Below are 25,433 nucleotides of genomic sequence, written 5' to 3'. Positions count from 1 at the left end.
GGGGGGGTCGTGGCGTCACGCCGAAATCCCGTCCTCCGCAGTTTGGAATAAAACCAAACTGCAAGCGCTGGCGCAAGCCGTCGAGCATTCATGGCTGCCTTGATCGCCCGCGGCGTCTCCCAGCGCGTTGCGCATGATCTCCCGGATCGTGCGGGCGCAGCGCCCGCATTTCGGGCTGCATCCGAGGCAGGCGTAGACCTGCGCCGGGGTCCGAGGACAGCCCGGGCCGGGCGATAGGCAGCTGCGCACTGCGCCATCGGAGAGGACGTTGCAAGAACAGACGATCATGCGCGCTGCAGAACCCGTCTTCCTCGGGCCCAACCCGACCGTGTCGAGCAGGGCATTTCGGACCCACCAGATTGGAACGACTGAAAAGTAGAAGACTTTTCAAGGCCTTACTGGTCATCGGGGAGATGGCATCGCTCCGGCTCCGGGTCAAGACGGCGCAAATCACAGGGACTCGATCGGATCGTTCACGTCCGATCATTCCGTCCGGCAGGTCGGCCTGTCCGGCCTCAGCGCGCGAGTTCGCGCAGTCCCAACCGAATCAGCACCTTGGCCTCGGCGCCCTCTTCCGCTCCCTTCAGGGCCGCCGCGATGGCGGCGGCGGCCTGCACCTGCGGGTAGCCGAGATTGACCAGGGCCGAGATCGCGTCGGCGACCGGGCGCGGCGCGGCGCCCTCCTCGACGGCCCCGGTGAGCGCGATCAGGGCCGGGTCCACCGGTGCGAAGGCGGGCGCCTTGTCCTTCAGCTCGGCGGTCAGCCGCGCCGCCAGCCGCGGCCCGACGCCGGGCGCCCGGCTGATCGAGCCCTTGTCGCCCGTGGCGATGGCGCTCGCCAGGGCGTCGGGCTCCAGCACCGACAGGATCGCCAGCGCCACCCGCGAGCCCACGCCCTGCACGGTCTGGAGCAGCCGGAACCATTCCCGCTCGGCATCGGAGCGGAAGCCGTAGAGCCGGATCATGTCCTCGCGGACATAGGTCTCGATCGACAGCTCCGCGGCCTCGCCGACCTTGGGCAAGCGCTGGAGCGTGCGCGCCGAGCAATGCGCGATGTAGCCGACGCCGGAAACGTCGAGGATCACGAAATCCTCGCCGAACGAATCCACCACGCCCCTGAGCTTGCCGATCATTCTGTGCCCGTCCGCTGTCGGGGCGATGCCTATAGAAGCCCGGGCGCCTCCGCCAGACGCGCTTGAGCCCGGCGGCACTTCGTGAAATCAGGGGCGCCGTCACGGCAAGGCTTGATGGGGATCGAAGTCGGCCGGACGAGCGGGGGAAACGACCATGCGCGCGCCCATACTCGCCCTGATCGGCCTCCTGTGCCTCGGCTCAGCCCGGGCGGCGGACGATCCGGCTGCGGCGGCGCCGAGCAAGGATCCGACGCAGGTCCGGCCAGGCGCCTACGTCCTCGATCCGGATCACGGCAAGGTCACGTGGTCGGTGAGCCATCTCGGCTACTCGACCTATTACGGCCAGTTCACCGGCCTGACCGGCAAGCTCGACCTCGACCCGAAGGCACCGGAGAAGAGCCGCCTGGAGGTCAGCGTGCCGCTCGCCGGCATCATCACCGGCAGCGCGCGCCTAAACGAGCATCTGGCCGCGCCGGACTTCTTCGACACAACCAAGTTTCCGAGCGCCAGCTTCACGGCCACCGCCGTGGAGCCGACGAGCCCGACCACCGCGCGGATCACCGGTGACCTGACCCTGCGCGGCGTCACCCGGCCGTTGGCGATCGACGCCACCTTCAACCAGGCCGGCATCCACCCGGTGGACCAGCGCTACACCGTCGGCTTCGACGGGCGCGCTGTGGTGAAGCGCTCGGATTTCGGCGTGAACGCCTACCTGCCGGCGTTGGGCGACGAGGTATCTCTTCGGATCGAGGGCGAGTTCAAGGCGGCCCCCTGAGCCGCGCGCAAGCGAGCCGGCCCGGCTGAGCGGCGCGATCGAACGGGCTCGGAGATGGCGCGAGCGCTTGTACCGGTATAGGCAGCATCGGCCCCTGCGCCCCCGCTCCGGATTGGTCGCCCGATAGGGTCCAGCCGGTCGCGGGCGGCGCGCCGATCGCTGCCATGGAGGTCTGAACGTTGCGCGGTGCTTGGCTGATCTCGGTTCTGGTGCTGGCGGGTCCGGCCTCCGCGCAAGCGCCTGCGCCGCCCGCGCCCTCCCCGCTCGACAATTATGCCGAGGCGGCGGCGACCACGATCATCGCCGAGCAGGCCTGCCCGGGCATCCAAGTGAAGGCCGGGCAGCTGACCACCCTGCGGCTCGCCACCAAGGTCGCGGCGGCGCAGGAGGCGATCCTCCAGGAGAAGCTGCGGACCCGGGCCACGCAGGTTCGGCAGCAGCTCGCCGCCGACGGGCGGGAGGCGTGGTGCGCGCAGGCGCTGGCCGCGTTCGGCCCCCAGGGCAGCGTCGCCAAGGGCATTCTGGCCACCGGCGCGCCGATCCGCTGACCCTGTTCAGGATTGACACGGCGCCACCCCGCCCCTACTGACCCGGCATGGCGCGCGGCCTCCTCGACGAGGTCCGCGCGTTTCGCGTTGTCCGGGTCCGCCCGTGCAATGACTTCAAACAAGAAGCCGGTCCAGGGGCAGCCGCCCCGGAGGCCGTTCGAGAACACGAGAGCAACGATGTTCGCAGTCATCAAGACGGGCGGCAAGCAGTACCGCGTCGCCGCCAACGACACCATCACCATCGCCACCCTGCCGGGCGAGGCCGGTGAAACCGTGACCTTCGGTGAGGTCCTCCTGTTCGCCGACGGTGCGGGCGCGACGCAGGTCGGTGCGCCGACCCTGTCGGGCATCAGCGTCACGGGCGAGATCGTGAGCCACGGCCGCGACAAGAAGGTGATCGCCTTCAAGAAGCGCCGCCGCCAGAACTCGCGCCGCAAGCGCGGTCACCGCCAGCACCACACCGTGGTGCGCATCACCGGCATCTCCGCGTGATCGAGCGCGGGCCCCAGGCGAGGCCCGCGATCCGCGCGACCCACACGCATTCGGAGCAGATCCCATGGCACACAAGAAAGCAGGCGGCTCGTCCCGCAACGGCCGCGACTCGGAAGGCCGGCGCCTCGGCGTCAAGAAGTTCGGCTCGGAAGCCGTGATTCCGGGCAACATCATCGTGCGCCAGCGCGGCACCAAATGGCATCCCGGCAGCAATGTCGGCATGGGCAAGGACCACACGCTGTTCGCGCTGGTACCGGGCCATGTCCGCTTCGAGACGCGCCGCGGGCGCGCCTTCGTGGCCGTAACCCCGCTGGCCCAGGCCGCGGAATAACAGGCGGGCGCCCGAGCGGCGAAGCTGGCGTCCCGCCCGGTGTCCCACACCGGACCGGAGACGTCGATGCCGAGCCCCTGACGGGACGGATCGGACGGAACACCGGGGAGGATGGGGCACCATCCTCCCCTTCGTCGTCTTGAGGCGGTGCCCCGGAGCCGGGAACGCCGCCCTGCGAGGGCACGATGTTCCCCGATCTCACCCGCGACGACGTTTTCCGGATCGAGACGCGCCGGCTGTGGCTGCGCTGGCCGACGGCGAAGGACAAGGACGCGATCCTCCGACTCGCTGGCGAGCGGGCGGTGGCCGAGATGACCGCCCGGATCCCGCACCCGCTCGACCGGCACACCGTCGATGCGTTCCTGCTCACGACGCGTGGGGCCAACAGCGCCGGCACCGGCCTGACCCTGGCGCTCGCCGAGCGTCAGGCTCCGGCAAACCTGATCGGCCTCGTCGGGATCTCGGGTGGCGGCGGGGCGCCGCATCTCGGTTACTGGCTCGGCCAGCCCTGGTGGGGCAACGGGCTGATGGGCGAGGCGGCGCGGGCCCTGGTCCATGCCTATTTCGCCTATGCGGGCGGGGGGCGGCTCGAAGCCTCGGCGCTGCCGGCGAACCCGGCCTCCCGGCGTGTTCTGGAGAAGGTTGGATTCCGGGTGACCGGGCGCGGAGCGCGCGCCTGCCCGGCCCGCGGCGGCGACCGCGAGGTCGATCTGTTCGGCCTGGACCGGGGCGACTGGGCGGACCATGCGGGCGCATTCGACCCCACGGCGGACCTCGCGGCGGCGTCCTGAAGCAAGGCGATCTGGCCTCTCCGGACGGAGAGGCCGGGCACCGCGTCGAACTGTCCGGCGCACTCCCTATATCCTTCGACGACTCCCCGGTTGCCGAGGCCAAACAGCGACGAGATGCACCGTGAAATTCCTCGATGAAGCCAAAGTCTATGTCCGCTCCGGCGACGGCGGTCCCGGCTGCGTCGCGTTCCGGCGCGAGAAGTTCATCGAGTTCGGCGGCCCGAACGGCGGCGATGGCGGCCGCGGCGGCGATGTCTGGGTCGAGTGCGTCGAGGGCCTCAACACCCTGATCGACTATCGCTACCAGCAGCACTTCAAGGCCAAGAAGGGCGAGCACGGCATGGGCTCGAACTGCCACGGAGCCAACGGCGCCGACGTGGTGCTGAAGGTGCCGGCCGGCACGCAGATCCTCGCCGAGGACGGCGAGACGCTGGTCGCCGATCTCACCGAGGTCGGCCAGAGAATCCGGCTGGCCAAGGGCGGCAATGGCGGCTTCGGCAACGCCTACTTCACCACCTCGACCAACCGCGCCCCGAAGCACGCCAATCCGGGCCTGGAAGGCCAGGAGATGTGGATCTGGCTGCGCCTCAAGCTGATCGCCGATGCCGGCCTGGTCGGTCTGCCGAATGCCGGCAAGTCGACCTTCCTGGCGAGCGTCACGGCGGCCAAGCCGAAGATCGCCGACTACCCCTTCACGACCCTGCATCCGGGCCTGGGCGTGGTCCGCTCGGACAACCGCGAATTCGTGCTCGCCGACATTCCCGGCCTGATCGAGGGCGCCCACGAGGGCATCGGCTTGGGCGACAAGTTTTTGGCCCATGTCGAGCGCTGCCGGGTGCTGCTGCACCTCGTCGACGGCACCACCGAGCATGCCGGCAAGACTTACAAGCTGGTCCGCGGCGAGATCGAGGCCTACGGCAACGGCCTCGCCGACAAGCCCGAGATCGTGGCGCTCTCGAAGGCCGACGCGCTGGATGCCGAGACCTTGAAGAGCCAGGTCGCCAAGCTGAAGCGCGCCGCCGGCCGGGCGCCTTTGGTCCTGTCCTCGGCCAGCCGCAAGGGTGTCCCGGAAGCGCTGCGGGCGATCCGGACCGAGATCGATGCGCGCATGGCTGAGGAGGCGAATGCCCGGCCGGCGGAGGCTTGGCAGCCGTGAGTGACGGGGCGGTTCCCACCGGTTAGTCTGGTCTCGGAGAGATCCCGATGACGCAGCAGGTGACGATTCGCGACGAGGATTTCGAGCTGGCCCGCGACATCGCCGGACGGCTCGGGACTTCCCTGGATGAGGCGGTCGCGAAAGCGCTGCACGATCTCGACCGCCGTATAGCGCCGGGAAGCGGCCTCGAACGCGGGCAACAGGTCGAACTCGACGCGATCCGCGCCCTGGTGGCCGAGGCCCGCCAGCATATCGTTCCCGGAGCCTTCAACGATCACGGATGGCTCTACGACTGGAACGGCCTGCCGGCATGATTGCGCTGGACAGTTCCGCCCTCGTTGCAATCGCGCTTGATGAGCCTGAGGGGCGGATCTTTGACGCGTTGATCGTGCGGCATCGGGCGATCGTTGGAACTCCGACGCTTCTAGAGACACGAATGGTGCTCGGCTCGCTGATGCCAGCATTCGCCGATGTATTCCTCGATCGTCTCATTGCCACGCCGAGCATACGAACCGTGGATTTTGGCCTGGACGCTTTTCGAGCCGCCGCCGACGCTTTCAACCGCTATGGGAAGGGCCAGGGGCACATCGCCTACCTGAACTTCGGCGATTGCTTGTCCTACGCCGTCGCCAAGGTCCATGCGGTGCCGCTTCTCTTCAAAGGCAACGACTTTATCCACACCGATCTCGTGCCGGCTTACAGTCCGTCGCCTTGAGATTGTCCACGCTGGCCGGCTGGGGCCTTCGCAGAACCGCCGCTGTTCATTCGCGCGGACTTCGTCCAAACCGCACCCGATGCCTCATCTCTGCGAAGAAGTATGATCCCGGCCCTCGAAGAATTCCGCCGCGTCGTCATCAAGGTCGGATCGGCCCTGCTGGTCGATCGCAATGCCGGCCGCCTGCGCCATGCCTGGTTGGCGGCCCTGGCCGAGGACATCGCTGAGTTGCATAGCCGGGGCGTCGACGTGCTGGTCGTGTCCTCGGGCAGCATCGCGCTGGGGCGGACGGTGCTGGGCCTGCCGCCCGGGATCCTGCGGCTGGAGGAGAGCCAGGGCGCGGCCTCGGTCGGCCAGATCACCCTGGCCCGGCACTGGGCCGAGGCGCTCGGGCATCACGGCATCGTGGCGGGCCAGATCCTGGTGACCCCGCAAGACACCGAGGAGCGCCGCCGCTACCTCAACGCCCGGGCCACCGTGCTGAAGCTCCTGGAGATGCGCGCCGTCCCGGTGGTCAACGAGAACGACACGGTGGCGACCTCCGAGATCCGCTACGGCGACAACGACCGGCTGGCCGCCCGGGTCGCCACCATGATCGATGCCGACGTGCTGGTGCTGTTCTCGGATATCGACGGGCTCTATACCGCACCGCCCCAGTCGGACCCGGAGGCGCGCCACCTGCCGGTGGTGGAGCGCATCACCCCGGAGATCGAGGCGATGGCCGGCGGGCCGGCCTCGGAACTGTCCCGGGGCGGCATGCGCACCAAGGTCGAGGCGGCCAAGATCGCGGCCTCCGGGGGCACGCATCTCGTCATCGCCGACGGGCGGGGCAAGAACCCCCTGAAGGCGGTGCGCGAGGGCGCACGCTGCACCTGGTTCCTGTCAGGCTCGACGCCCACCGCGGCGCGCAAGACCTGGATCGCCGGTTCCCTGGAGCCGCGCGGGACGCTGACCATCGATGCCGGCGCCGCCAAGGCCCTGCTCGGCGGCGCCAGCCTGCTGCCCGTGGGCGTCCGGGCGATCGAGGGCAGCTTCTCCCGGGGCGACGCCGTGATGATCCGCGATCCCGACGGGCGCGTGCTCGGCCGGGGCCTCGTCGCCTATGACAATGCCGAGGCCGCGCTGATCATCGGCCATCCGAGCGCCCGCATCCCCGAACTGCTCAACTATCCGGGCCGCGCCTGGATGGTGCATCGGGATGATCTGGCATTGTTTTAGACTAGACTGATTCTGATCGATTATTGTCCAATCGTGAATCGGACGATCTCTGTCACGTTCGGCGGTACAGCACACTTGTAGGCCCGTCGCCCGATGTGCAAATACGGCCTCACCCCCTGTCGGGCCGGTTCCAGCGGCCCTCGAACACCGAGGACGCCACCGTGCCCGTCCTGAACCTGAGATCCGATCTCGCCGAGGCCGATGCCCTGCCGGAAATGATGGCGGCGATCGGCCGGCGGGCGCGCGTCGCCGGCCGGCGCATGGCGCTCGCCTCGGCCCAGACCAAGGACCGGGCGCTCCGCCTGATCGCCGAGCGCCTGCGGGCCAATGCGGAAGAGATCCTGCGGGAGAACGCCCGGGACGTCGCCGCCGCCCGCCAGGCCGGCCAGAGCGCCGCGCTGATCGATCGGCTCGCTCTCGATGCCGGCCGCCTCGCGGGAATCGCCGACTCCGTCGAGAAGGTCGGCGCGCTGGCCGATCCGGTCGGGCGCCAGCTCGCCGCGATCGAGCGGCCGAACGGCCTGCTGATCGAGCGCATCGCCGTGCCGCTCGGCGTCATCGGCGTCATCTTCGAGAGCCGTCCGAACGTCACCGCCGATGCCGGCGCGCTCTGCCTCAAGGCCGGCAACGCCGCGATCCTGCGCGCCGGCTCGGACAGCCACCGCAGCGCCCTGGCCATCGCCAAGGCGATGAGCGAGGGCCTGGCTGAGGCCGGCCTGCCCGCCGACGCGATCCAGCTGGTGCCGACCCGGGACCGCGCCGCGGTCGGGCTGATGCTCGGCGGACTCGAGGGCTGCATCGACGTGATCGTGCCCCGGGGCGGGCGCGGCTTGGTCGAGCGTGTCCAGGCCGAGGCGCGGGTCCCGGTCTTCGCCCATCTCGACGGCGTCAACCACGTCTACGTGGCGGCTGCCGCCGATCTCGACATGGCGCTCGCCGTGCTGCTCAACAGCAAGATGCGCCGGACCAGCGTCTGCGGCGCCGCCGAGACCCTGCTGGTCGACCGTGCCTGCGCGGCGACCCATCTGGCGCCCCTGGTCCGCACCCTGCTCGATGTCGGCTGCGCCGTGCGCGGCGATGCCGAGACCCAGGCGGTCGATCCCCGGGTGACGCCGGTCTCCGAGGACGACTGGCACACCGAATATCTCGACGCGATCATCGCGGTGCGCGTGGTCGACGGGATCGAGGCGGCGATCGAGCATATCGAGACCTACGGCTCGCACCACACCGACGCGATCATCACGGGGGACCGCGCCGAGGCGACCCGCTTCCTCGCGGAAGTCGATTCGGCGATCGTCACTCACAACGCCTCGACCCAGTTCGCCGATGGCGGCGAGTTCGGCTTCGGCGCCGAGATCGGCATCGCCACCGGGCGCATGCATGCCCGCGGCCCGGTGGGCGTCGAGCAGCTGACCACGTTCAAGTACCGCGTCCACGGCAGCGGCCAGATCCGTCCGTGATCCCACGCGAAGTCTCGGCGTGCGGCTGACCCTGCCGCCGAGCGCCCCCGGCATGCGGATCGGCCTCTACGGCGGGTCCTTCAACCCCGCCCATCACGGCCACCGCCACGTCACCGTGACCGCCCTGCGGCGGCTCGGGCTCGACCGGGTGTGGTGGCTGGTGAGCCCCGGCAACCCGCTCAAGAGCCGGATCGCCCTGCCTTCCGTGGAGGCGCGTTGCGCCCAGGCCCGGGAGATCGCCCGGCACCCGCGCATCGCGGTGACCGGGATCGAGGCGGCGTTGGGCGTGCGCTTCACGATCCAGACCCTGCACTACCTGACCCGCCGCTGCCCCGGGGTGCAGTTCGTCTGGATCATGGGGGCGGATTCGCTGGGCAATTTCCACCGCTGGAAGGGATTCGCCGAGATCGCCCAATTGGTGCCGATCGCGATCATGGACCGGCCGGGCTTCACCATGACGCCGCTCAGCGCCCGGGCCGCCCATCGGCTCGCGGGAGCCCGGGTCCCGGAGGACGCGGCCCATACCCTGCCGACCCGTCCGCCGCCGGCCTGGGTGTTCCTCCACGGCCCCCGATCGCCCCTGTCCTCCACCGAGATCCGCAACGGACAGCGGGGTGCCTGAGCCCCTTCGCACGCGACGCAGTTGCAATCGCCGCACGATACAGCCAATTTCATACCGGTCGGCGCGCCCCGAGAGGGCGGCGCGACAACACGAGGAATCAGGACGCTGCCCGAGACCATTCGCACGGAGACCATCCGCACCCATGCCCCCGTCCCGGAAGAGCCTGGGATGGCGCGCTCGGACGACCTGAAGGCGCTCGCCCTGTTCTGCCTCGACGAGATGAAGGCCGAGGAGACGATCGCGATCGACCTCGCGGGCAAGACCTCGCTCGCCGACACGATGATCATCGCGTCCGGCCGATCGCAGCGCCATGTCGGTTCGATCGCCGACAAGTTCATCCAGGAGATGAAGAGTCGTGGCTACGGCAACGCCCGGGTCGAGGGCATGCCGGCCTGCGACTGGGTGTTGATCGACGCCGGCGACGTGCTCGTCCACATCTTCCGCCCGGAAGTGCGCGGCTTCTACAATCTCGAGAAGATGTGGGGCGCGGACCGCCCGGTCGGCCTGGCGGCGGATTAGCGGTCCGCCGACCCACGCCCTCATTGCGAGCGCAGCGAAACCACCCAGCTCGCCACCTTCGGCGATCGCGCGCTGCCCTGGGTTGCTTCGCTGCGCTCGCAATGACGGTGAGGCAACATCTGTCCCACCCATCCCCCTCATCCTGAGGTGCTGCGCAGCAGCCTCGAAGGAGGGCTCCAGAAGCCACAGCGGTCCCTGGAGGGCTCCTTCGAGGCCCGCTGACGCGGGCACCTCAGGATGAGGGGGATGGGTGGGACAGGCACAAGCGCCCATTCCCGGCACAGCAAGAGACCCCTCCCCCGTGCGCCTCGTCCTGGCAGCCATCGGCCGGTTGAAGGCCGGCCCGGAGCGTGAGCTCGCGTCACGATACCGCGACCGGGCGGCGCAGCTCGGCCGTGGCCTCGGCTTTCCCGCTTGCGACAGCGTCGAGATCGTGGAGTCCCGAGCCCGCCGGGCGCCGGACCGCTGCGCCGAGGAGGCCTCCGCTCTGCTCGCGCATCTGCCGCCCGGTGGGGTGCTGGTGGCCTATGACGAGCGCGGGCGCTCGGACATCGCCAGCGAGGCTCTGGCCGAGCGGGTCGCCGGCTGGCGCGACGCCGGTCGGCCGGCGCTGATGGTGGCGATCGGCGGCCCGGACGGCCTCGACGCCTCAATTCGGACGAAGGCGGAGCTGATCCTGTCCTTCGGGGCCGCCACCCTGCCCCACGGACTCGTGCGCGTGCTCGCCCTCGAACAGATCTATCGCAGCCTGACCATCCTGGCCGGCCACCCGTATCACCGCGGCGAGCCGGGCTGAGGCGTCGTGCGGTTCGGTAGCCTCGCCCGTGTTGCCCTCCAGCGTTCAACCCTCCGCGCGCTCGTGCTGATCGCGCTGGCCTGCGCGGCCGGGCCGTCGCGCGCCGAGGACCCGGCCCCCAATGCCGAGGCCGAAAAAATCCAGCGCGCCACCGAGGAGCGCGAGCGGCGGGCCGAGAATCTGAAGCGGGTCCAGGACGCGCTCGCCGCCAGCGCCGGCCAGCGGGCGCAGTTCGAGGGCGAGATCGCGGCGATCGGCTCGGACCGGGCCAAGCTCGACAGCGCGCTCCTCGACGCCGGGCGGCAGGCGCAGGCCACCGAGGATCGGTTGAGCCGCCTGGAAGAGCGCCTGAAGGCGATGACCGAGAGCGAGGCCGCGATCCGGCGCTCGCTGCACGCCCGCCGCGGCATCGTCGCCGAGATCCTGGCGGCGCTGCAGCGGATGGGCCGCCGGCCGCCGCCTGCCGTGCTGGTGAGCCCGGAGGACGTTCTGGCGGTGATCCGCACATCGATGCTGCTCGGCGCCGTGGTGCCCGAGCTGCGCGGCGAGGTCGACACCCTGGCCGCCGACCTCGCCGAGATGATCCGCCTGCGCGGCCTGATCGCCCAGGACAAGGAGGGGCTGTCCAACGACCTCGCCGGTTGGGCGCGCGAGCAGCAGCGGCTCCAGGCCCTGGTCACGGCCCGGCGGGCTCGGCAGGCGGATGTGGAGAGCGGCCTGACGGCGGAGCGCAAGCGCGCGGCCGAGCTCGGCGCCCAGGCGAAATCCCTCAAGGATCTGCTCGACCGCACCGAGGCCGAAGTCGCGGCGTCGAAGCGCTCAGCCGAGGAGGCCAAGGCCGCCGCCGAGCGCGAGGCGCGGGTGACGCAGGAGCGTTTCGCCGCGGCGGGCTTCCGCGATCCGGCCCGTCTGGCCCCGAAAGTGCATTTCGCGGAGGCGCGGGGCGAAGTGCCGCGGCCGGTCAGCGGACGGCTGGCGCGGGGCTTCAACCAGCCCGACGGCAATGGCGGGACCACCCGCGGCGTCTCCTTCACGACGCGGCCGAAGGCGCTGGTCTCCTCCCCGGCCGATGGTTGGGTCCAGTTCGCGGGGCCGTTCCGGTCCTACGGGCGTCTCTTGATCATCAACGCCGGCGATGGCTACTATCTTCTGCTGGCGGGGATGGATCAGATTAGCGTAGAGGTCGGCCAGTTCGTTCTCGCGGGGGAACCCGTGGGCAGCATGGGCGAGGGTAGCGCGGGCCCGCCCGGGTCCGACGGCGAGCCGACCCTCTACGTCGAGTTCAAGAAGGATGGCGGCTCCGTCGATCCGGAGCCGTGGTGGGCGAAGAGCCCCAGTGACAAGATACTTGGCGAGAAGGTTCGCGGCTGATGCGCAAGACATCCCTGATCATGCTCGGCGCCTTCCTGGGTGCCGGCACCTCCATGGTGGCGACCCAGACCGACTTCCTGTCGGGACCGCGGGCGGTGGCCGCCTCGGCCGAGACCTATCGCCAGCTCAGCCTGTTCGGCGACGTGTTCGAGAAGGTCCGCACCGACTACGTCGAGAAGCCGGACGAGTCGAAGATGATCGAGGCCGCCGTCAACGGCATGCTGACCTCGCTCGACCCGCATTCGAGCTACATGGACGCCAAGGCGTTCCGTGACATGCAGACCACCACCCGCGGCGAGTTCGGCGGGCTGGGCATCGAGGTCACCATGGAGGACGGCCTGATCAAGGTCGTCACCCCGATCGACGACACGCCGGCCGCCAAGGCGGGTCTGCTCGCCAACGACATCATCACGCAGATCGACGACGACCAGGTCCAGGGCCTGACCCTGAACCAGGCGGTCGACAAGATGCGCGGCCCGGTGAACTCGGCCGTGAAGCTCAAGATCTCCCGCAAGGAGGCCAAGGAGCCGCTGGACGTCACGCTCACCCGCGACGTGATCAAGATCAAGCCGGTGCGCTCGAAGGTCGAGGGCGGCGACGTCGCCTATATCCGCCTGACCCAGTTCAACGAGCAGACCTTCGACGGCATGCGCGCCGCCATCGACAAGCTGTCGGGCGAGATCGGCGCCGACAAGCTGAAGGGCTACGTGGTCGATCTGCGCAACAACCCGGGCGGCCTGCTCGACCAGGCCGTGATGGTCTCCGACGGCTTCCTCGACCGGGGCGAGATCGTCTCCACCCGCGGCCGCAACCCGGACGAGACCCAGCGGTTCTCGGCCAAGGCCGGCGACCTGACCAAGGGCAAGCCGGTGGTGGTGCTAGTCAACGGCGGCTCGGCCTCGGCTTCCGAGATCGTGGCCGGCGCCCTGCAGGATCACAAGCGCGCGACCATCATGGGCACCCGCTCCTTCGGCAAGGGCTCCGTGCAGTCGATCATCCCGCTCGGCGGCTCCGGCGCCCTGCGGCTGACCACGGCGCGCTACTACACGCCCTCGGGCCGCTCGATCCAGGCGAAGGGCATCGAGCCGGATATCGAGGTGCTGCAGGACGTGCCCGACGAGCTGAAGGGCAAGGACGAGACCAAGGGCGAGGCCGGCCTGAAGGGCCACCTGAAGCAGAAGGATACCGACGAGCGCGGCGGGTCCTCCGCCTACATCCCGCCGGACCCGGCCAAGGACAAGCAGCTTCTCTCGGCCATCGATTTCCTGCACGGCATCCAGAAGGGCGCCGCCAACGGCACCCAGGCGCCGCAGAAGCCGAGCGTGCCGAACTAATTTTTTATCGACGATCCAAGTCCCCGAAGAACCCCGTCCGGCAAGGCTGCCGGGCGGGGCTTTTTTGTGCCGGTGCGAGACGTTAGCGGAAGATTAACCATACCGGCCGGCAATGATCGCCAGGATTCGCGCCGCTGCTATCGGGCGTGGGACGCGACTCCGCATCGAGTGCCGCTTGACCGAACCCACCGACGATATCCTCACGCGCCCCCTCGGGGTGCCGGAGGCGCAGGCGCCGGAGCAGCCCCTGGGCCGGTTCGGGCGCCTCGTCGCGCCGCTGCGCCAGCCGAAGGTGGCCGCGGGCGTGATCGCCGGCGGGTTGCTGGCGGCCTGCGGGCTCGTGCTGGCGCTGGGCGACCCCCAGGGCGGCGAGCCGCGCGTGGAAGTCGCGATCACGATGCGCGAGCCCCCGTCGCGGCCCGCTCCCGCCCCGGTGGCGGCCATCCCGGAACCGCAGGGCACGGTGGTGGTCAACGCGGGCGGGGCGCAGCAGCGCAGCGCCGAGGAGATCGAGACCGCCTCCGGCGTGACGGTGGTGCGGCCGCCGGGTTCGGGCCCGAGCGAGGCCGTCGTGATCCGCGTGCCGCCGGCCAACATGCCCCGGCTCAGCCCCGCGCCGGACCCGCGCATCAGCGAGCAGGGCCGCCACGGCACGATGCCGAAGCTCGGCGAAGGCCGGGTCCGCCCCCTCGACGTCTACGCCCGGGCCGAGGAGCCCGGCACCGGCCCCCGGATCGCGATCCTGGTCACCGGCCTCGGCGTCGGCCAGGCCGCTACCGCCGGCGCGACCGTGCGCCTTCCCCAGGCCGTGAGCCTCGCCTTCCTGCCCTATGGCGCCGAGGCCGAGCGCTCGGCCGCCCGCGCCCGCGACGCCGGCCACGAGGTCTTCCTCCAGCTGCCGATGGAGCCCTTCGATTATCCCGACAGCGATCCCGGCCCGCAGACCCTGCTCACCGCCCTGAAGGGCCTGGAGAATGCCGACCGCCTCGCCTGGTCGCTCGCCCGCTTCCCGGGCTATGTCGGCGTGGCGAACTTCATGGGCGCCAAGATGATGGCTGACCCGGCCTTCGAGCCGGTCCTGCGCGAGATCGGCGCCCGCGGCCTCGGCTACCTTGACGACGGCACCGGCCCGAAACCGGCGTTGACCAACAAGACCCGCACCCCGGTCGCCCGGGCTGAGATCGTCCTCGACGCCGTGCCCCGCGCCGACGCCATCGACTCCGCGCTGGCTCAAGCGGAGGCGAAGGCCCGCGCCACCGGCTTCGCCCTGGTCTCGGCCGGCGGCGCGGCGCTCAGCGTCGACCGGATCGCCCGCTGGGCCAAGGATCTCGACACCCGCGGCATCCGCCTGGTCCCGGCGAGCGTCGCCCTGCGCGGGTCCGTGGAGAAGCGGGTTAGCACGGCCAATTGAGCGCGCGCTTTCCGAGGCCGGCGCCGTTGCCGCGCGACTTGCCCCTGACCTATGGTCGCCCGCGATGACCACAGATTCCGACTCGGGCGCCGCGCTGCCCTACCGCCCCTGCGTGGGCGTCGCGCTGATCGCGCCCTCGGGGGGCGTCTTCGTCGGGCGCCGGACCAAGGATGCCGGCCCGGAGCACGTCGCCGGACCGTATATGTGGCAGATGCCGCAGGGCGGCATCGATCCCGGAGAGGATCCGTCGGTAGCGGCGCTGCGCGAACTCTACGAGGAGACCAACGTGCCGCCGGACGCGGTCCGCCCGCTCGGCGAAATTCCGGAGTGGCTGACCTACAACCTGCCCCCGGCGGTGGCGAAGCAGGCCTGGAAGGGACGCTATCGCGGCCAGACCCAGAAATGGTTCGCCTACGGCTTCCTCGGCAGCGAGGATCTGATCGACGTGCTGAGCCCCGGCGGCGGCGCCCACAAGGCCGAGTTCGACGCCTGGCGCTGGGCGCGCTTCGCCGAGCTTCCGGACTTGATCGTGCCGTTCAAACGCCCGGTCTACGAAGGCGTTGTGGCAGCCTTCGCGGGGCTCGAAACCTGGGCTTCGCGGCCGTGATGGCTCGGACGGGATCGTAGGGTGGTGCGCTGGCTCGCGATCCCGCTCGCGCTCGCTCTGGCATGGCTCGCCTTTACGGTGAGCCCGCTCTGGTCGCTCTACGATCTGGCGCAGGCGGTGCGCCGGCACGACGTGGCCTATATCGAGAGCCACGTGAATTTCCGGACGCTGCGGTTGTCCCTGGTCCGCCAGATCACCGGAGCGGTGCGCTCCGCCTCCGACACCGACCTGGACCTCGAACCCCGCGACCGGCAGCGCCTCAACGATGTGGCCTACGGACTGGCTCTGGCGCTGGCCGAGACCCTGGTCACGCCCGAGACGGTGATGGACCTCCTCGACAACGGCTGGCCCGACAAGCTCGACATCGAGCGCCCCGCCGACCTCAAGGCCGAGGGCCTGGCGATCCGCAGCGTCGGTCGGCTCCTGCCCTATTACGCCGCGCTGGAAATGCGCGGCTTCCGGGCCGTCGTGATCCCGATCCCGCCCGAGGCTCCCCGGTCCGAGCGCACCCGAATCCGCCTGCGTCTTAGGGGCCTGAGCTGGCGGCTGGTCGATATCGAGATGGCCGACATCCTGCGCGAACGGATCGCCGCCAAGCTAGGGCGGGCGCTGGCGCGGGCGAAGCTCGGGGCGAGCGCGGGAGAGGAGCGGTAGGGCTGCGTTCGGGCGGGTGACGGTCGCGGCAGGACGACCTGCCGCCACGAATTCATCCAATTAAAGAACTCCGACCCGCGACCTCATCCTGAGGTGCCCGGCGATCGCAGATCGCTGGGCCTCGAAGGAGCCCTCCAGGGATCGCGCGCCTGGCTGGAGGGCTCCTTCGAGGCTTGCTGCGCGCGCACCTCAGGATGAGGTGGGATGTCGGGAAAAACGTCGATCCTGGCTGCGCGAGCTTGCCCCCACGCCTCAATTCGCCTTGGGCGCCGGCGTCTTCCCGGCCGGTGCCTTCTCGTCTGCCGGCGTCTTCGCCTTCGGCTCGCGCGCCTCGACCAGGCTCTCCGCCTCGTCCTCGTCGGTGTTGCCGCCCTGCACGATCGTCTTGTCGGGGTTGGCGAGCAGCGATTTGGCGATGCCGAGCAGCACCTCGCACTCGCCGGGGAACTTGTAGGTCTCCAGCACGATCGCCGCGTCGCGCAGCGTGCGCAGGTCGCGCACCGTCTGTTCGTTGGCGTCCTTGCGCAGTTCCGTCTTGGCGGCGATCCCCTCCTCGATCTGGGCGCCCTTCACGTCGCAGGTGGCCGGGGCCGCCAGGGCGGAGGTGGTGAGGGCGAGGACGAGGCCGGTGGCGATCAGCGGGCGCCGCATGGCGGGGTTCCTTGGAGATCCGGGGTCAGGCGTGGTGGTGGTGGTGCACGGCGCGCAGCATGTCGTTGGTCAGGGCCACGAGCTGGCTCGGCCGATACGGCTTCGGGACGAACACCGATTCGGAGACGGCGTCGGCGGGCGACAGGCAAGCACGGCCGCCGGACGTGTAGATGACGGGCAGGTCCGGGCAGACGCTCCGGGCGCGGCGCGCCAGCGCCAGGCCGTTCGTGTTGCGGGCGAGGTCGATATCGGTGAAGAGCATGTCCACGCTCTCCCGCGCCAGGATCGCCTCGGCCTCCCAGGCATCCGCGGCGGTGAGCACCCGATAACCCTCTTCGAGAAGCGCCTCGGCGGCCAGCTCGCAGACGGTCGGCTCGTCCTCGACCACGAGGATGGTCGGGGCGGCCGAGTCCAGGGCGGGCATGGACGGGCAGGCGAAGGCGGCGGCGAACGGCATCATGACGCAACTCCCACTCACCCGGCGGGGGCGCGGTAGCCCCGCGCCGGATCGAAGGAGCAACGGGCCCCTGCGCTCCGGCGTTCGCGGTGATTGCATCGAATTGCTCCGACTTGGTGCACGGGCCGTTAACCCCACCCCGCTGCCGGTGAACGGAGCGTCCGGAATGGTTAACGGTGCGTTACCGGAATGCGGCCGGAGGGCGGATTCGTGAACCGGTCCTGGCAGCTGGGCACCGGCCTGCTTCTCACGGGGCTCGCCGGCTACGTCGATGCGCTCGGCTTCGTGCGGCTGGGCGGGCTCTACACCTCGTTCATGAGCGGCAACACCACCCAGCTCGCGGTGTTCGGCGCCGAAGCCCAGTTCTCCCGCATGGTGCTGCCGGCGATCCTGATCGCGGCTTTCCTCACCGGCTCGGTGCTGGGCAGCGGCCTGGCGATCCTGGTGCCGTCCCGCTGGACCACCCCGGTGGTGCTGGCCTACGAATCGCTGCTGATCCTCGGCGGCCTGGCTTTGGGACTGGCCTCGCCCGAGCTGGGGCTCGCCGCGTTCTTCGTGGCCGTCGCCATGGGGGCGCAGAACGCCGTGCTGGCGCAGGTGCAGGGGTTCCGCGCCGGCACCACCTTCGTCACCGGGGCCTTGTTCAGCCTGGGACAGAAGATCGCCAGGGCGCTCACCCGCACCGGTGACCCGTTCGGGTGGATCGGCGACGGGCTGGTCTGGTTGTCCCTGCTGCTGGGCGCCCTCCTGGGGGCGCTGGCCTACGAAGCGTTCGCCCTCTACGCCCTGGTCGCGCCGGCGGCGATCTCGGGGGTGCTCGCGCTCATCACCGCGGTGCTGGTCCTGCGCGCCGGCCCGCGGATCAAGAAGGTCGAGTCACCATGAGCGAGTCCGTCAGCCATCCCTCCCTCACCGACCACGTCGCCGCGCTGGAAGCGGGCGCCCACGTGGTCGCGGCGCAGTTCCTGAAGGATTCGCCGGCCCTGGCGCTCGGCGACGGCACCGTCGCCCTGGTGCAGGGTGACGATCTCACGCGCATCGCCGCCCATCCCGAGAGCGGGATCCTGGTGGCGGCCGGCAGCCCCGACCGCCTCGTCACCGGCGGTGACGACGGCCGCGTCGTCGAGATCCGGGCCGGGGGCGCGACCCAGGAACTCGGCGTCGCCAAGGGCGGCGCCTGGATCGACGCCCTGGCGCTGCACCCGGACGGCGCCGTCGCCTGGTCGGCGGGGCGCGCGGTCGTGGCCCGGGACGCCAAGGGCCGGGAGAAGAGCTTCACGGCCCCGTCCACCGCCCGCGGCCTGGTCTTCGCCCCGAAGGGCTACCGGCTCGGCGTCGCCCACTACAACGGCGTCAGCCTGTGGTTTCCGAATCTGGAGACCCCCGCCGAGGTCGTGAGCTGGAAGGGCTCGCATATCGACGTCACATGGTCACCCGACGGCCGGTTCGTGGTCTCGACCATGCAGGAGAACGCCCTGCACGGCTGGCGCCTCCAGCCGGACCGCGGCCACATGCGGATGTCGGGCTATCCCGGCAAGGTCCGGTCGGTGTCGTGGTCGTCGGACGGGCATTGGCTCGCCACCGGCGGCGCCGAGGCGGCGATCGTCTGGCCGTTCGACTCCAAGGAAGGCCCCACCGGCAAGGCGCCGCGGGAATGCGGCGTCCGGCCGGCGCGGGTCTCGCGGGTGGCGTTCCACCCCAAGGCGCCGGTCCTGGCGGTCGGCTATGAGGATGGCTGCATCCTGCTGGTCCGCTTCACCGACGCCTCCGAGCTGCTGGTGCGGCGCGCCGTGCAGGGCAGCGGCATCACGGCGCTGGCCTGGGACGCGCGCGGCAACCGGATGCTGTTCGGCTGCGCCGACGGCCAGGCCGGCCTGCTGACCCTGCCGGCCTGATTTTTGGTCCTTGGCCGCAGCCATGCTTCTTCTGTTGCGCCCTGTATCCGAATCGGAGGGTCTGACGTGTTCCGCGTGTTCCGCACTTTCGGCCTCGCCCTCGGCCTGCTCGGCGGCGTGATCGCCGCCCAGGCTCCCGAATTCGCGCAGCAATACGCGCAGCGCCTCGGCGGCGCGGTCGACGAGCTGCGCCGGCAGGTGGCGGTGCTCGAATCCGACGCGCAGGCCACCGGCACCACCCGCGACGGCGCGGTCGACCGGTTGCGCACCAACCCCGACCAGCTCGTGGCCCGGCGCGGCGAGGCCGCCCAGGCCGATATCGCCCGGCTCGCCCGGCTGAGTTCCCAGCAACAGGCCCTGGCCTCGGCCACGAGTCCGCTCGGTCGCGTCGTCGCGATGCTGCGCGACCCGGACGTGCCGGTGGCGCAGGCGGCCTATCAGGATTTCAGCCCGGCGGTGCCGACCAACGCCGATGGCCTGGCGGCGGGGCTGATCGGGTTCCTGGCCGCCTGGGGCGGCTGGCGCGTGCTCTCGGATGTCGGTCTGCGGCTGGTCCGCAGACGCCCCCGGGCGGCCACGCGGGCCGCCTGAACCCGCGGCGCATCGGCGCGCAGTGTTGCCCCGGGTCTACAGCGGCTTGCGCGGGGCTTGCGTATCGAACGTGATCCGGCCGCCTCGGTCCGGGAGAAGGCGCTAGATGCCGCGCGCGTCGAACCCCACCACGATCGACCCGGCGCTCGATGCCGCCGCCTTGCTGCGGCGCGTCGGCTTCTTCGGCCTGTTCGTGATCCTGCCGGTGCTGGCGCAGGTCGCCCGCCGGGCCACCGTGATCCTGGCACCGATCGCCGTCGTGCTGCTGATCATCGCCAGCGCCATCGACCGGCGCCAGCGCCCGGTGCGCCCGGCCGTGTCCCGGCTGCTCACCGCGCCGGCGTTCCTGGCCGGCATGCTGGTGGTGCTGTGGTCGGTGCTGTCGCTGACCTGGACGCCGTTCCTCGGGCCCGCCGTGGAGCGGCTGGCCAACCTCGCGGCGACGATCGGGCTGGCTTTGCTCGGCTACTTCGCCCTCCCCGACCGGATGCGCTCGGCCAACCTCTACCTGCTGCCGCTCGGGGTCGTGGCCGGTTCCATCGTGGCGATCGTGCTCGGGCTGTTCGGCGCCCACTTGGCGCCCCCCGGCATCGACGATGACGGGGCGCTCGACCGCGGCCTGATCCTGCTGATCCTGCTGGTCTGGCCGGCGCTCGCCTGGCTGCGGTCCCGGCGGCGCGACCGCGAGGCTTTGGGGCTCGCCCTGCTGGTCGCCCTGGCGTTGACGGTCCAGCCGGACGCCACGCAGATCGCCGCGCTGGCGGTGGGCGCGCTAGCCTTCGCGGTGACGAGCTATCGGCCCAAGCTCGGCGTGATGCTGACCGCGACGATCTCGGCGGCGCTCCTGGCGATAGCACCGCTGCTGCCGTTCCTGGCCCGTCCGATCGGCGCCGCCCTGCTCGGGCCGCTGTCGCCGGCCGTGCTATCTTTGAAGAGCTGGCAGAAGGTCGTGACCACCGATCCGGTGCGACTCATCACCGGCCACGGCTTTGAGACGGCGCTCCGCGGGCGCCTCGTCGGAATGCTGCCGCTGAACGCGCCGACCACGGCCCTGTTCGAGTTCTGGTACGAGCTCGGCATCGTCGGCGCGCTGGCCGCCGCCTTCGCGCTCTACGCCTCGATCCGCCGGGGCGGCCGGGACATCCCGGCCCTGATCCCGGGGGCGATGGGCTGCTTCGCCGCCGCCTTCACGGTGGCCTGCCTCGGCGTCGGTCTTACGGCGATCTGGTGGCTGAGCATCATCGCCATCGCCATCGTGGTGTTCGTGGCGGTGGAGCGCGGCCAGTTCCGCACCAGCCGCCCGAAGGTCGCGAAGCTCCACCGGCTGCGCGAGGACTGATCGCGCGGCTACGGCCGCAGGAACCCGTGCAGCCGGATCCAAGCCAGGAACAGGCCCGGCCAGGCGGCGGCCGGCGTTCCGGGGGCACCCAGCCCGAATCCATGGCCGCCGCGCTCGAACAGGTGCAACTCCGCCGGGACCCGCGCCTTGCGGAGCGCCGAGAACATCAGCAGCGGATGGTCGGCTACCGCCACCGGATCGTCGAGCGCCTGGACCAGGAAGGTCGGGGGCGTCTCCGGCCCGACCTGGAGGTCCACCGAGTAGGTCTTCATCTCGAACGGGGTGACCTCGTCGCCCACCAGGATCCGCCGCGTGGCGGTCCGGTCGAACGGCTTGCGCATGGTGATCACCGGGTAGATCAGCCCGGCCAGGATCGGCCGTACCGGCTGTGCGTCGGCCTCGTCCACCGGAGCGTAGAGATCGTTGGCGGTGCCGACCGCGGTCTCGCCCATCAGGTGACCGCCCGCGGAGAAGCCGAGCACGCCGACCCGGGCCGGATCGATACCGTATTCCGCGCCCCGCGCCCGAACCAGCCGCAGCGCCCGCTGCGCGTCCTGGCGCGGTGCATCCGGCCCCGCCCCCCAGCCCTCCGCAGGCAGGCGGTAGACCAGCAGGAAGACCGTGATGCCCGCCGCGTTCAGGACGCGCCCGACCGGCACGCCCTCGTTGCCCAGCGCGATGAACTGGTAGCCGCCGCCGGCCGCCACGATGATCGCCGCGCCGTTGGGATTGGCCGGCCGCATCGCCAGCAGACAGGGTTTTGCCACCCGGGTGATGTCGCCGGAAACACCCTCGACGTAGCGGTAGCCGTCCGAATCGGGCCCGGTGCCGCCCCCCGGCGGCTCGCCGGGCCACAGGTCGATCACCTGGAGATCGGCCCCGGGCAGGGAACGCGGCAGGGCACGGATCGCCTCATGCGGCGCCGGCTCCGGGGGTTTGTCTTGGGACTTGGCCGCGCGCAGGCCGAGAACGGTGCTCAAGCCTGCGAGCAGGAGACGACGGTCGAGGTGCATGAACCGACCCCGGGCGTCGCTCAGGACCGGGTCCGGACGGCGCAGGGGACGGGTTCGGGCATGACGATCTCCTGACACATCCCTCGCCCAACGTCGCGGGACGGGGGCGTGGTTCCGGAGCGGCGCCGTCTCAGCTGCGCCGGGTGATCACGGAGACGTAGAATCCGTCGGTCCCGGTCCGCAGCGGGGTCATCTGCAGGCCGTGGGCGGTCTGGCGCACGGCGGCTGCCAGGCTCGGCGGTCCGGCCGCCAGCACGGTCTCGGCCGGGACGGCGTCGAAGCGCCCGCGCCAGCGCGACAGCAGGCCGGCCACGGCAGCATCGTTTTCCGCGGGCAGCAGCGAGCAGGTGATGTAGACGATCCGCCCGCCCGGCCGGACCAGCTTGGCCGCCCGGTCGAGCACCTGGCTCTGCTCGGCGATGCGGAGCGCGAGGCTGCCGGGGCGCAGGCGCCACTTGGCGTCCGGGTTGCGCCGCCAGGTCCCCGAGCCGGTGCAGGGCGCATCGACCAGCACCCGGTCGATCGTGCCGTCGAGATCCTCCAGCACGTCGGCCCGGGCCTTGCCGCTGCGCGGGGTACGCACCTCGACCTCGGCACCAGACCGGCGCAGGCGCTCGTGGATCGGCGCGAGCCGGCGCGGATCGCCGTCGGTGGCGATCAGGCGGGCGCCGTTCTTGGTCTGGGAGGCCAGTGCCAGGGCCTTGCCGCCGCCGCCGGCGCAGAGATCGACGATGGTCTCACCCGGCTGCGGGTCGGCCAGCAGGGCGGCGAGCTGCGAGCCCTCGTCCTGGATCTCGTACCAGCCGTCCAGGAACTCGGCCTCGACATGGAGCGCCGGGCCGCGGCCGTCTGCGCCGATCGGGATCCGGACGCCCAGGGGGGCATGGGGTGTCGGGGCGGCCCCGTGGGCTTCCAGCGCCGGCATCAGGTCGTCGCGGCTGCCGCGCAGGGCGTTGACCCGGATGTCGAGGGGCGCGCGCCGGGCGAGCGCCTTCAGTTCGGGAATCAGGTCGTCGCCGAGAGCGGCCTGAAGCTCGGGCAGCACGAAGGCCGGGGCATCGCCCGCCACCTCGGGCGGGGCCTCCTCCAGCGTCCCGGATTCGAGACGCGCGCGCTCGTCGTCGTTCAGCGGCTCGGGGGCGAAGCGCTCGCCCGAGAACAGCGACGCCACGGAAGCTGCAGCGAGCCCCTGCTGCAGCCGCAGAGAGCCGATCAGCACGGCGCGCGGCGCCTCGGAGCCCATGATCCAGGCGGCTGATGCCCGCCGACGCAGGGCGTCGTAGACCAGGCTGGCGATCCCGGCCCGGTCGCCGGAGCCGGCGAAGCGGTGGGCGAGGCCCCAATCCTTGAGCGCGTCGGCGGCTGGGCGGCGGCGCTCCGTGATATCGGTCAGGACTTCGATGGCGGCGGAGCAACGGGCGGCGGGGGTCAGGGTCCGGATCCTTTTGAATGGGTCGAGGCCGACGCGAAACGGCCACGCTTGCCCCACGATGCCGCCACGGTACGGCCGAGCTTCCAGCACGATCCCGGTTCAGACCGGATCGTGGGCGGTCCCGCGACAGGGGCTGGCCCGTGTCGTATGGCATCCTCCCGTCGCGGACCAGTGCGTTCCGCCAAGGGGGCATGGCCGGGAGTGCCTCAGCTCATGTCTTCTGTCGTCCGCGTCACGCTTTCCGGCATCCTTGCCGGCCTCGTCGCCGCCACCCTCGCCGCCTGCGCGAGCGCCCCGGCCGCCGCCCCCGATCTCACCCCGCCGCCGCGCCGGCCGGTGGATGCCAAGACGCAGCTCGAATACGGCAACCCGCCCCCGCCGCCGCCCGGTCGTTATTGAGCATCGAGGCGCCGGACACACGCTGATCCCCCCAAAGCCCTCATCCTGAGGTGGCGGCGCGCAGCGTCGCCCTCGAAGGAGGCCTCCAGCCAGCCACGCGATCCCTGGAGGGCTCCTTCGAGGCTCGCTGCGCTCGCGCCTCAGGATGAGGGGATCTATTGGGATTGTCGTCGCTAAGAACCGGACCTGTGCGTGACGCGCCTCAGGCCGCTTCCCGCGCCCGCCGAGCCTCGTAGGCCTTGAGCCCGGCATAGACCTGCTCCAGCACCGGGAACGTTGCCTCCGGGGCGAGCTGGCCAGCACGGGCGATCAGGTCGCCGATCACGTGGTCAGCCTCGATCCGTCCGCCATTCTCGATGTCGCGCAGCATCGAGGCGGTGAAGGTCGAGCCCTCGGCCGTGAGCTGCGCCCGCGCCCGCTCGGCGACGACGCCGCGCGGCGCGAACCCGCTCGCCGCCGCGACCGCGGTGCATTCGGTGTGGAGGGCGGCGATCAAGGCCGCGCCGCCGGGCGCCGATACGATGTCGCCGACGGCGGCACGCATCAGCGTGGTCGCGCCCGCGAGGCTCGCGAGGAACACCCACTTCTCCCACATCTCCAGCAGGATCACGTCGCTGAGCCGGGCCTGGAACTTCAGGCCGCGCATCAGGTCGTCGATCGCCTCGATCCGGGCCGAGCGCGACCCGTCCCGCTCACCGTAGGTGATGCTGCACAGCTCGCTCATGTGCCGGATCGCCCCGTCCGGCGCGAGGGTCGCCGCGATGGCGCAGCAGCCGCCGAGCACCCGCTCCGCGCCGAACCTGGCGTCCAGCGCGTCGAGATGGGACAAGCCGTTGAGCACCGGCAGGATCGCGGTCTGCGGCCCGACCGCGGGCGCCAGGTCGGCGATGGCGCTGTCGAGGTCGTAGGCCTTGCACGACAGCAGAACGAGATCGAAGGTCCCGGCCTGCGCCAGCGTGTCGGCCGTGACGGTGGGCGGGGCGGCCAGATGCAGGTCGCCCAACGGCGAGTAAAGCACGAGCCCGTTCGCGGCGAGCTTCTCCGCCCGGGCCGGCCGGACCAGGAAGGTCACATCGGCCCCCGATTCTGCGAGCCGCGCTCCGTAATACCCGCCGGTCGCCCCGGCTCCGACGATCAGTGTGCGCATTGGGTGTCTCCGGGACGAGGCGTCGGCCGCATCGGTTCATGCGGGCTCGACCATCGAAGGTCGCCGGGAAGACCGAGTCAAGGCGGGGATGGAACCTTACGGCGCTCGTTGAAGGTGTGGGTTGGGCTAGGATCTTTACGCATCGCTGCCGGATGAGGGCCAAGGCTGGACCCAAGCGCGTCTCCCTCCCCCCTCTGCGGGGGAGGGTGGCCCCCGAAGGGGGTCGGGAGAGGGGTGCGCCGGTGCAGATCGAAGCTCCGGCTCGCACGCCTGCTCCGCCAAATCTGGAAGCCGGGTTCCCCTCTCCCGACCCCTGCTGACGCAGGGGCCACCCTCCCCCGCAGAGGGGGGAGGGAGGGCGCGTGTCTGCTGCGATGAGACTTCTGTTGCAGCCGAGAACCGTCCGGGCCGCGTTCTGTGAATCCGCCAACCCGCCCGAGCGCGCGTCACGCCGGCAAAAACCCCCGCCTCAGGTCCGCGACGGGTAGTTCGGGCTCTCGCGGGTGATGGTCACGTCGTGGACGTGGCTCTCGCGCAGGCCGGCATTGGTGATGCGGATGAACTGCGCGCGCTCCT

30 protein-coding genes are annotated in these 25,433 nt (G+C 70.9%); 23 read left to right on the top strand and 7 right to left on the bottom strand.

Going from position 1 to position 25,433, the window contains the following annotated elements:
• Positions 1-15 precede the first annotated feature (15 nt).
• On the bottom strand, positions 16-288 hold the full coding sequence (locus MKK67_RS04030) for a bacterioferritin-associated ferredoxin (protein WP_243962446.1): 273 nt from the start codon (positions 286-288) through the stop codon (positions 16-18).
• A 227-nt stretch (positions 289-515) separates the two neighbouring features.
• Complete coding sequence (gene ruvA, locus MKK67_RS04025) at positions 516-1,133, bottom strand: Holliday junction branch migration protein RuvA (protein WP_243962383.1); 618 nt, start codon at positions 1,131-1,133, stop codon at positions 516-518.
• Positions 1,134-1,287: 154 nt separating this feature from the next.
• On the opposite strand from ruvA, the gene MKK67_RS04020 reads away from it, so the two are divergent.
• The 18 genes from MKK67_RS04020 (at position 1,288) to MKK67_RS03935 (ending at position 15,933) form a co-directional block, all read left to right on the top strand.
• Entirely contained in the window at positions 1,288-1,908 is a 621-nt protein-coding gene (locus MKK67_RS04020; protein ID WP_243962382.1) for a YceI family protein, read from the top strand.
• Between the two features lie 179 nt (positions 1,909-2,087).
• Positions 2,088-2,456 carry a hypothetical protein gene (locus MKK67_RS04015; protein ID WP_243962381.1) on the top strand — a complete coding sequence of 123 codons (369 nt, stop codon included), beginning with the start codon at positions 2,088-2,090 and terminating at the stop codon, positions 2,454-2,456.
• Between the two features lie 177 nt (positions 2,457-2,633).
• Positions 2,634-2,948, top strand: a complete 315-nt coding sequence (rplU, locus tag MKK67_RS04010) for a 50S ribosomal protein L21 (protein ID WP_007568206.1) — start codon at positions 2,634-2,636, stop codon at positions 2,946-2,948.
• Between the two features lie 64 nt (positions 2,949-3,012).
• A complete protein-coding gene (rpmA, locus tag MKK67_RS04005) occupies positions 3,013-3,279 on the top strand; it encodes a 50S ribosomal protein L27 (protein ID WP_007568208.1) in 267 nt (88 codons plus the stop codon).
• A 185-nt stretch (positions 3,280-3,464) separates the two neighbouring features.
• The gene (locus MKK67_RS04000) at positions 3,465-4,070 is read left to right on the top strand and encodes a GNAT family N-acetyltransferase (RefSeq protein WP_243962380.1); all 606 of its coding nucleotides are present in this window, start codon (positions 3,465-3,467) and stop codon (positions 4,068-4,070) included.
• A gap of 121 nt (positions 4,071-4,191) precedes the next feature.
• Positions 4,192-5,226, top strand: coding sequence for a GTPase ObgE (gene obgE / locus MKK67_RS03995; protein WP_243962379.1), 1,035 nt, complete (start codon positions 4,192-4,194; stop codon positions 5,224-5,226).
• Between the two features lie 47 nt (positions 5,227-5,273).
• The gene (locus MKK67_RS03990) at positions 5,274-5,540 is read left to right on the top strand and encodes a type II toxin-antitoxin system VapB family antitoxin (protein WP_243962377.1); all 267 of its coding nucleotides are present in this window, start codon (positions 5,274-5,276) and stop codon (positions 5,538-5,540) included.
• A complete protein-coding gene (locus tag MKK67_RS03985; protein WP_243962375.1) occupies positions 5,537-5,941 on the top strand; it encodes a type II toxin-antitoxin system VapC family toxin in 405 nt (134 codons plus the stop codon). Before MKK67_RS03990 ends, MKK67_RS03985 begins: the two co-directional genes overlap by 4 nt.
• Before the next feature lie 102 nt (positions 5,942-6,043).
• Positions 6,044-7,159 carry a glutamate 5-kinase gene (gene proB, locus MKK67_RS03980; RefSeq protein ID WP_243962373.1) on the top strand — a complete coding sequence of 372 codons (1,116 nt, stop codon included), beginning with the start codon at positions 6,044-6,046 and terminating at the stop codon, positions 7,157-7,159.
• A gap of 161 nt (positions 7,160-7,320) precedes the next feature.
• Positions 7,321-8,619 carry a glutamate-5-semialdehyde dehydrogenase gene (locus tag MKK67_RS03975; protein WP_243962371.1) on the top strand — a complete coding sequence of 433 codons (1,299 nt, stop codon included), beginning with the start codon at positions 7,321-7,323 and terminating at the stop codon, positions 8,617-8,619.
• Positions 8,620-8,638: 19 nt separating this feature from the next.
• Positions 8,639-9,241, top strand: a complete 603-nt coding sequence (locus MKK67_RS03970; RefSeq protein ID WP_313898998.1) for a nicotinate-nucleotide adenylyltransferase — start codon at positions 8,639-8,641, stop codon at positions 9,239-9,241.
• 168 nt (positions 9,242-9,409) lie between these two features.
• Positions 9,410-9,760, top strand: coding sequence for a ribosome silencing factor (gene rsfS / locus MKK67_RS03965; RefSeq protein ID WP_243962369.1), 351 nt, complete (start codon positions 9,410-9,412; stop codon positions 9,758-9,760).
• Between the two features lie 301 nt (positions 9,761-10,061).
• On the top strand, positions 10,062-10,556 hold the full coding sequence (gene rlmH, locus MKK67_RS03960) for a 23S rRNA (pseudouridine(1915)-N(3))-methyltransferase RlmH (RefSeq protein ID WP_243962363.1): 495 nt from the start codon (positions 10,062-10,064) through the stop codon (positions 10,554-10,556).
• 6 nt (positions 10,557-10,562) lie between these two features.
• Positions 10,563-11,927 carry a murein hydrolase activator EnvC family protein gene (locus MKK67_RS03955; RefSeq protein WP_243962362.1) on the top strand — a complete coding sequence of 455 codons (1,365 nt, stop codon included), beginning with the start codon at positions 10,563-10,565 and terminating at the stop codon, positions 11,925-11,927.
• Positions 11,927-13,261, top strand: a complete 1,335-nt coding sequence (locus MKK67_RS03950) for a S41 family peptidase (protein ID WP_243962360.1) — start codon at positions 11,927-11,929, stop codon at positions 13,259-13,261. Before MKK67_RS03955 ends, MKK67_RS03950 begins: the two co-directional genes overlap by 1 nt.
• A gap of 175 nt (positions 13,262-13,436) precedes the next feature.
• Positions 13,437-14,672 (top strand): divergent polysaccharide deacetylase family protein, encoded by a 1,236-nt coding sequence (locus tag MKK67_RS03945; RefSeq protein ID WP_243962358.1) that lies wholly within the window; start codon positions 13,437-13,439, stop codon positions 14,670-14,672.
• 64 nt (positions 14,673-14,736) lie between these two features.
• Positions 14,737-15,279 (top strand): RNA pyrophosphohydrolase, encoded by a 543-nt coding sequence (locus MKK67_RS03940; protein ID WP_243962356.1) that lies wholly within the window; start codon positions 14,737-14,739, stop codon positions 15,277-15,279.
• 24 nt (positions 15,280-15,303) lie between these two features.
• Positions 15,304-15,933 carry a DUF2939 domain-containing protein gene (locus MKK67_RS03935; protein WP_243962444.1) on the top strand — a complete coding sequence of 210 codons (630 nt, stop codon included), beginning with the start codon at positions 15,304-15,306 and terminating at the stop codon, positions 15,931-15,933.
• Between the two features lie 252 nt (positions 15,934-16,185).
• Here MKK67_RS03935 and MKK67_RS03930 read toward each other — a convergent pair whose 3' ends face one another.
• Together MKK67_RS03930 and MKK67_RS03925 are read right to left on the bottom strand one after the other, a co-directional pair.
• A complete protein-coding gene (locus MKK67_RS03930; protein ID WP_243962354.1) occupies positions 16,186-16,584 on the bottom strand; it encodes a photosystem reaction center subunit H in 399 nt (132 codons plus the stop codon).
• Positions 16,585-16,609: 25 nt separating this feature from the next.
• Positions 16,610-17,044, bottom strand: coding sequence for a response regulator (locus tag MKK67_RS03925; RefSeq protein WP_243962352.1), 435 nt, complete (start codon positions 17,042-17,044; stop codon positions 16,610-16,612).
• Between the two features lie 207 nt (positions 17,045-17,251).
• On the opposite strand from MKK67_RS03925, the gene MKK67_RS03920 reads away from it, so the two are divergent.
• The 4 genes from MKK67_RS03920 (at position 17,252) to MKK67_RS03905 (ending at position 20,866) form a co-directional block, all read left to right on the top strand.
• On the top strand, positions 17,252-17,926 hold the full coding sequence (locus MKK67_RS03920) for a YoaK family protein (RefSeq protein ID WP_243962350.1): 675 nt from the start codon (positions 17,252-17,254) through the stop codon (positions 17,924-17,926).
• Entirely contained in the window at positions 17,923-18,936 is a 1,014-nt protein-coding gene (locus MKK67_RS03915; RefSeq protein ID WP_243962344.1) for a WD40 repeat domain-containing protein, read from the top strand. The genes MKK67_RS03920 and MKK67_RS03915 overlap by 4 nt, the downstream gene beginning before the upstream one ends.
• Positions 18,937-19,002: 66 nt before the next feature.
• A complete protein-coding gene (locus MKK67_RS03910) occupies positions 19,003-19,527 on the top strand; it encodes a DUF2937 family protein (RefSeq protein ID WP_243962342.1) in 525 nt (174 codons plus the stop codon).
• 106 nt (positions 19,528-19,633) lie between these two features.
• The gene (locus MKK67_RS03905) at positions 19,634-20,866 is read left to right on the top strand and encodes a peptide ABC transporter permease (RefSeq protein ID WP_243962340.1); all 1,233 of its coding nucleotides are present in this window, start codon (positions 19,634-19,636) and stop codon (positions 20,864-20,866) included.
• Positions 20,867-20,874: 8 nt separating this feature from the next.
• Here MKK67_RS03905 and MKK67_RS03900 read toward each other — a convergent pair whose 3' ends face one another.
• Entirely contained in the window at positions 20,875-21,879 is a 1,005-nt protein-coding gene (locus tag MKK67_RS03900; protein WP_243962338.1) for an alpha/beta hydrolase, read from the bottom strand.
• A 130-nt stretch (positions 21,880-22,009) separates the two neighbouring features.
• Positions 22,010-23,368 carry an RsmB/NOP family class I SAM-dependent RNA methyltransferase gene (locus MKK67_RS03895; RefSeq protein ID WP_243962443.1) on the bottom strand — a complete coding sequence of 453 codons (1,359 nt, stop codon included), beginning with the start codon at positions 23,366-23,368 and terminating at the stop codon, positions 22,010-22,012.
• 156 nt (positions 23,369-23,524) lie between these two features.
• Between MKK67_RS03895 and MKK67_RS03890 the strand changes: the two genes are divergently transcribed.
• Positions 23,525-23,710, top strand: coding sequence for a hypothetical protein (locus MKK67_RS03890; protein ID WP_243962337.1), 186 nt, complete (start codon positions 23,525-23,527; stop codon positions 23,708-23,710).
• Positions 23,711-23,912: 202 nt separating this feature from the next.
• On the opposite strand, the gene panE is transcribed toward MKK67_RS03890, so the two are convergent.
• A complete protein-coding gene (panE, locus tag MKK67_RS03885) occupies positions 23,913-24,857 on the bottom strand; it encodes a 2-dehydropantoate 2-reductase (RefSeq protein WP_243962332.1) in 945 nt (314 codons plus the stop codon).
• Between the last annotated feature and the right edge of the window lie 576 nt (positions 24,858-25,433).

It is taken from the genome of Methylobacterium sp. J-072 (assembly GCF_022829425.1).
In the GTDB taxonomy this organism is placed as follows: Bacteria; Pseudomonadota; Alphaproteobacteria; order Rhizobiales; family Beijerinckiaceae; genus Methylobacterium.
This window is presented reverse-complemented; position numbering and strand designations above follow the sequence as displayed.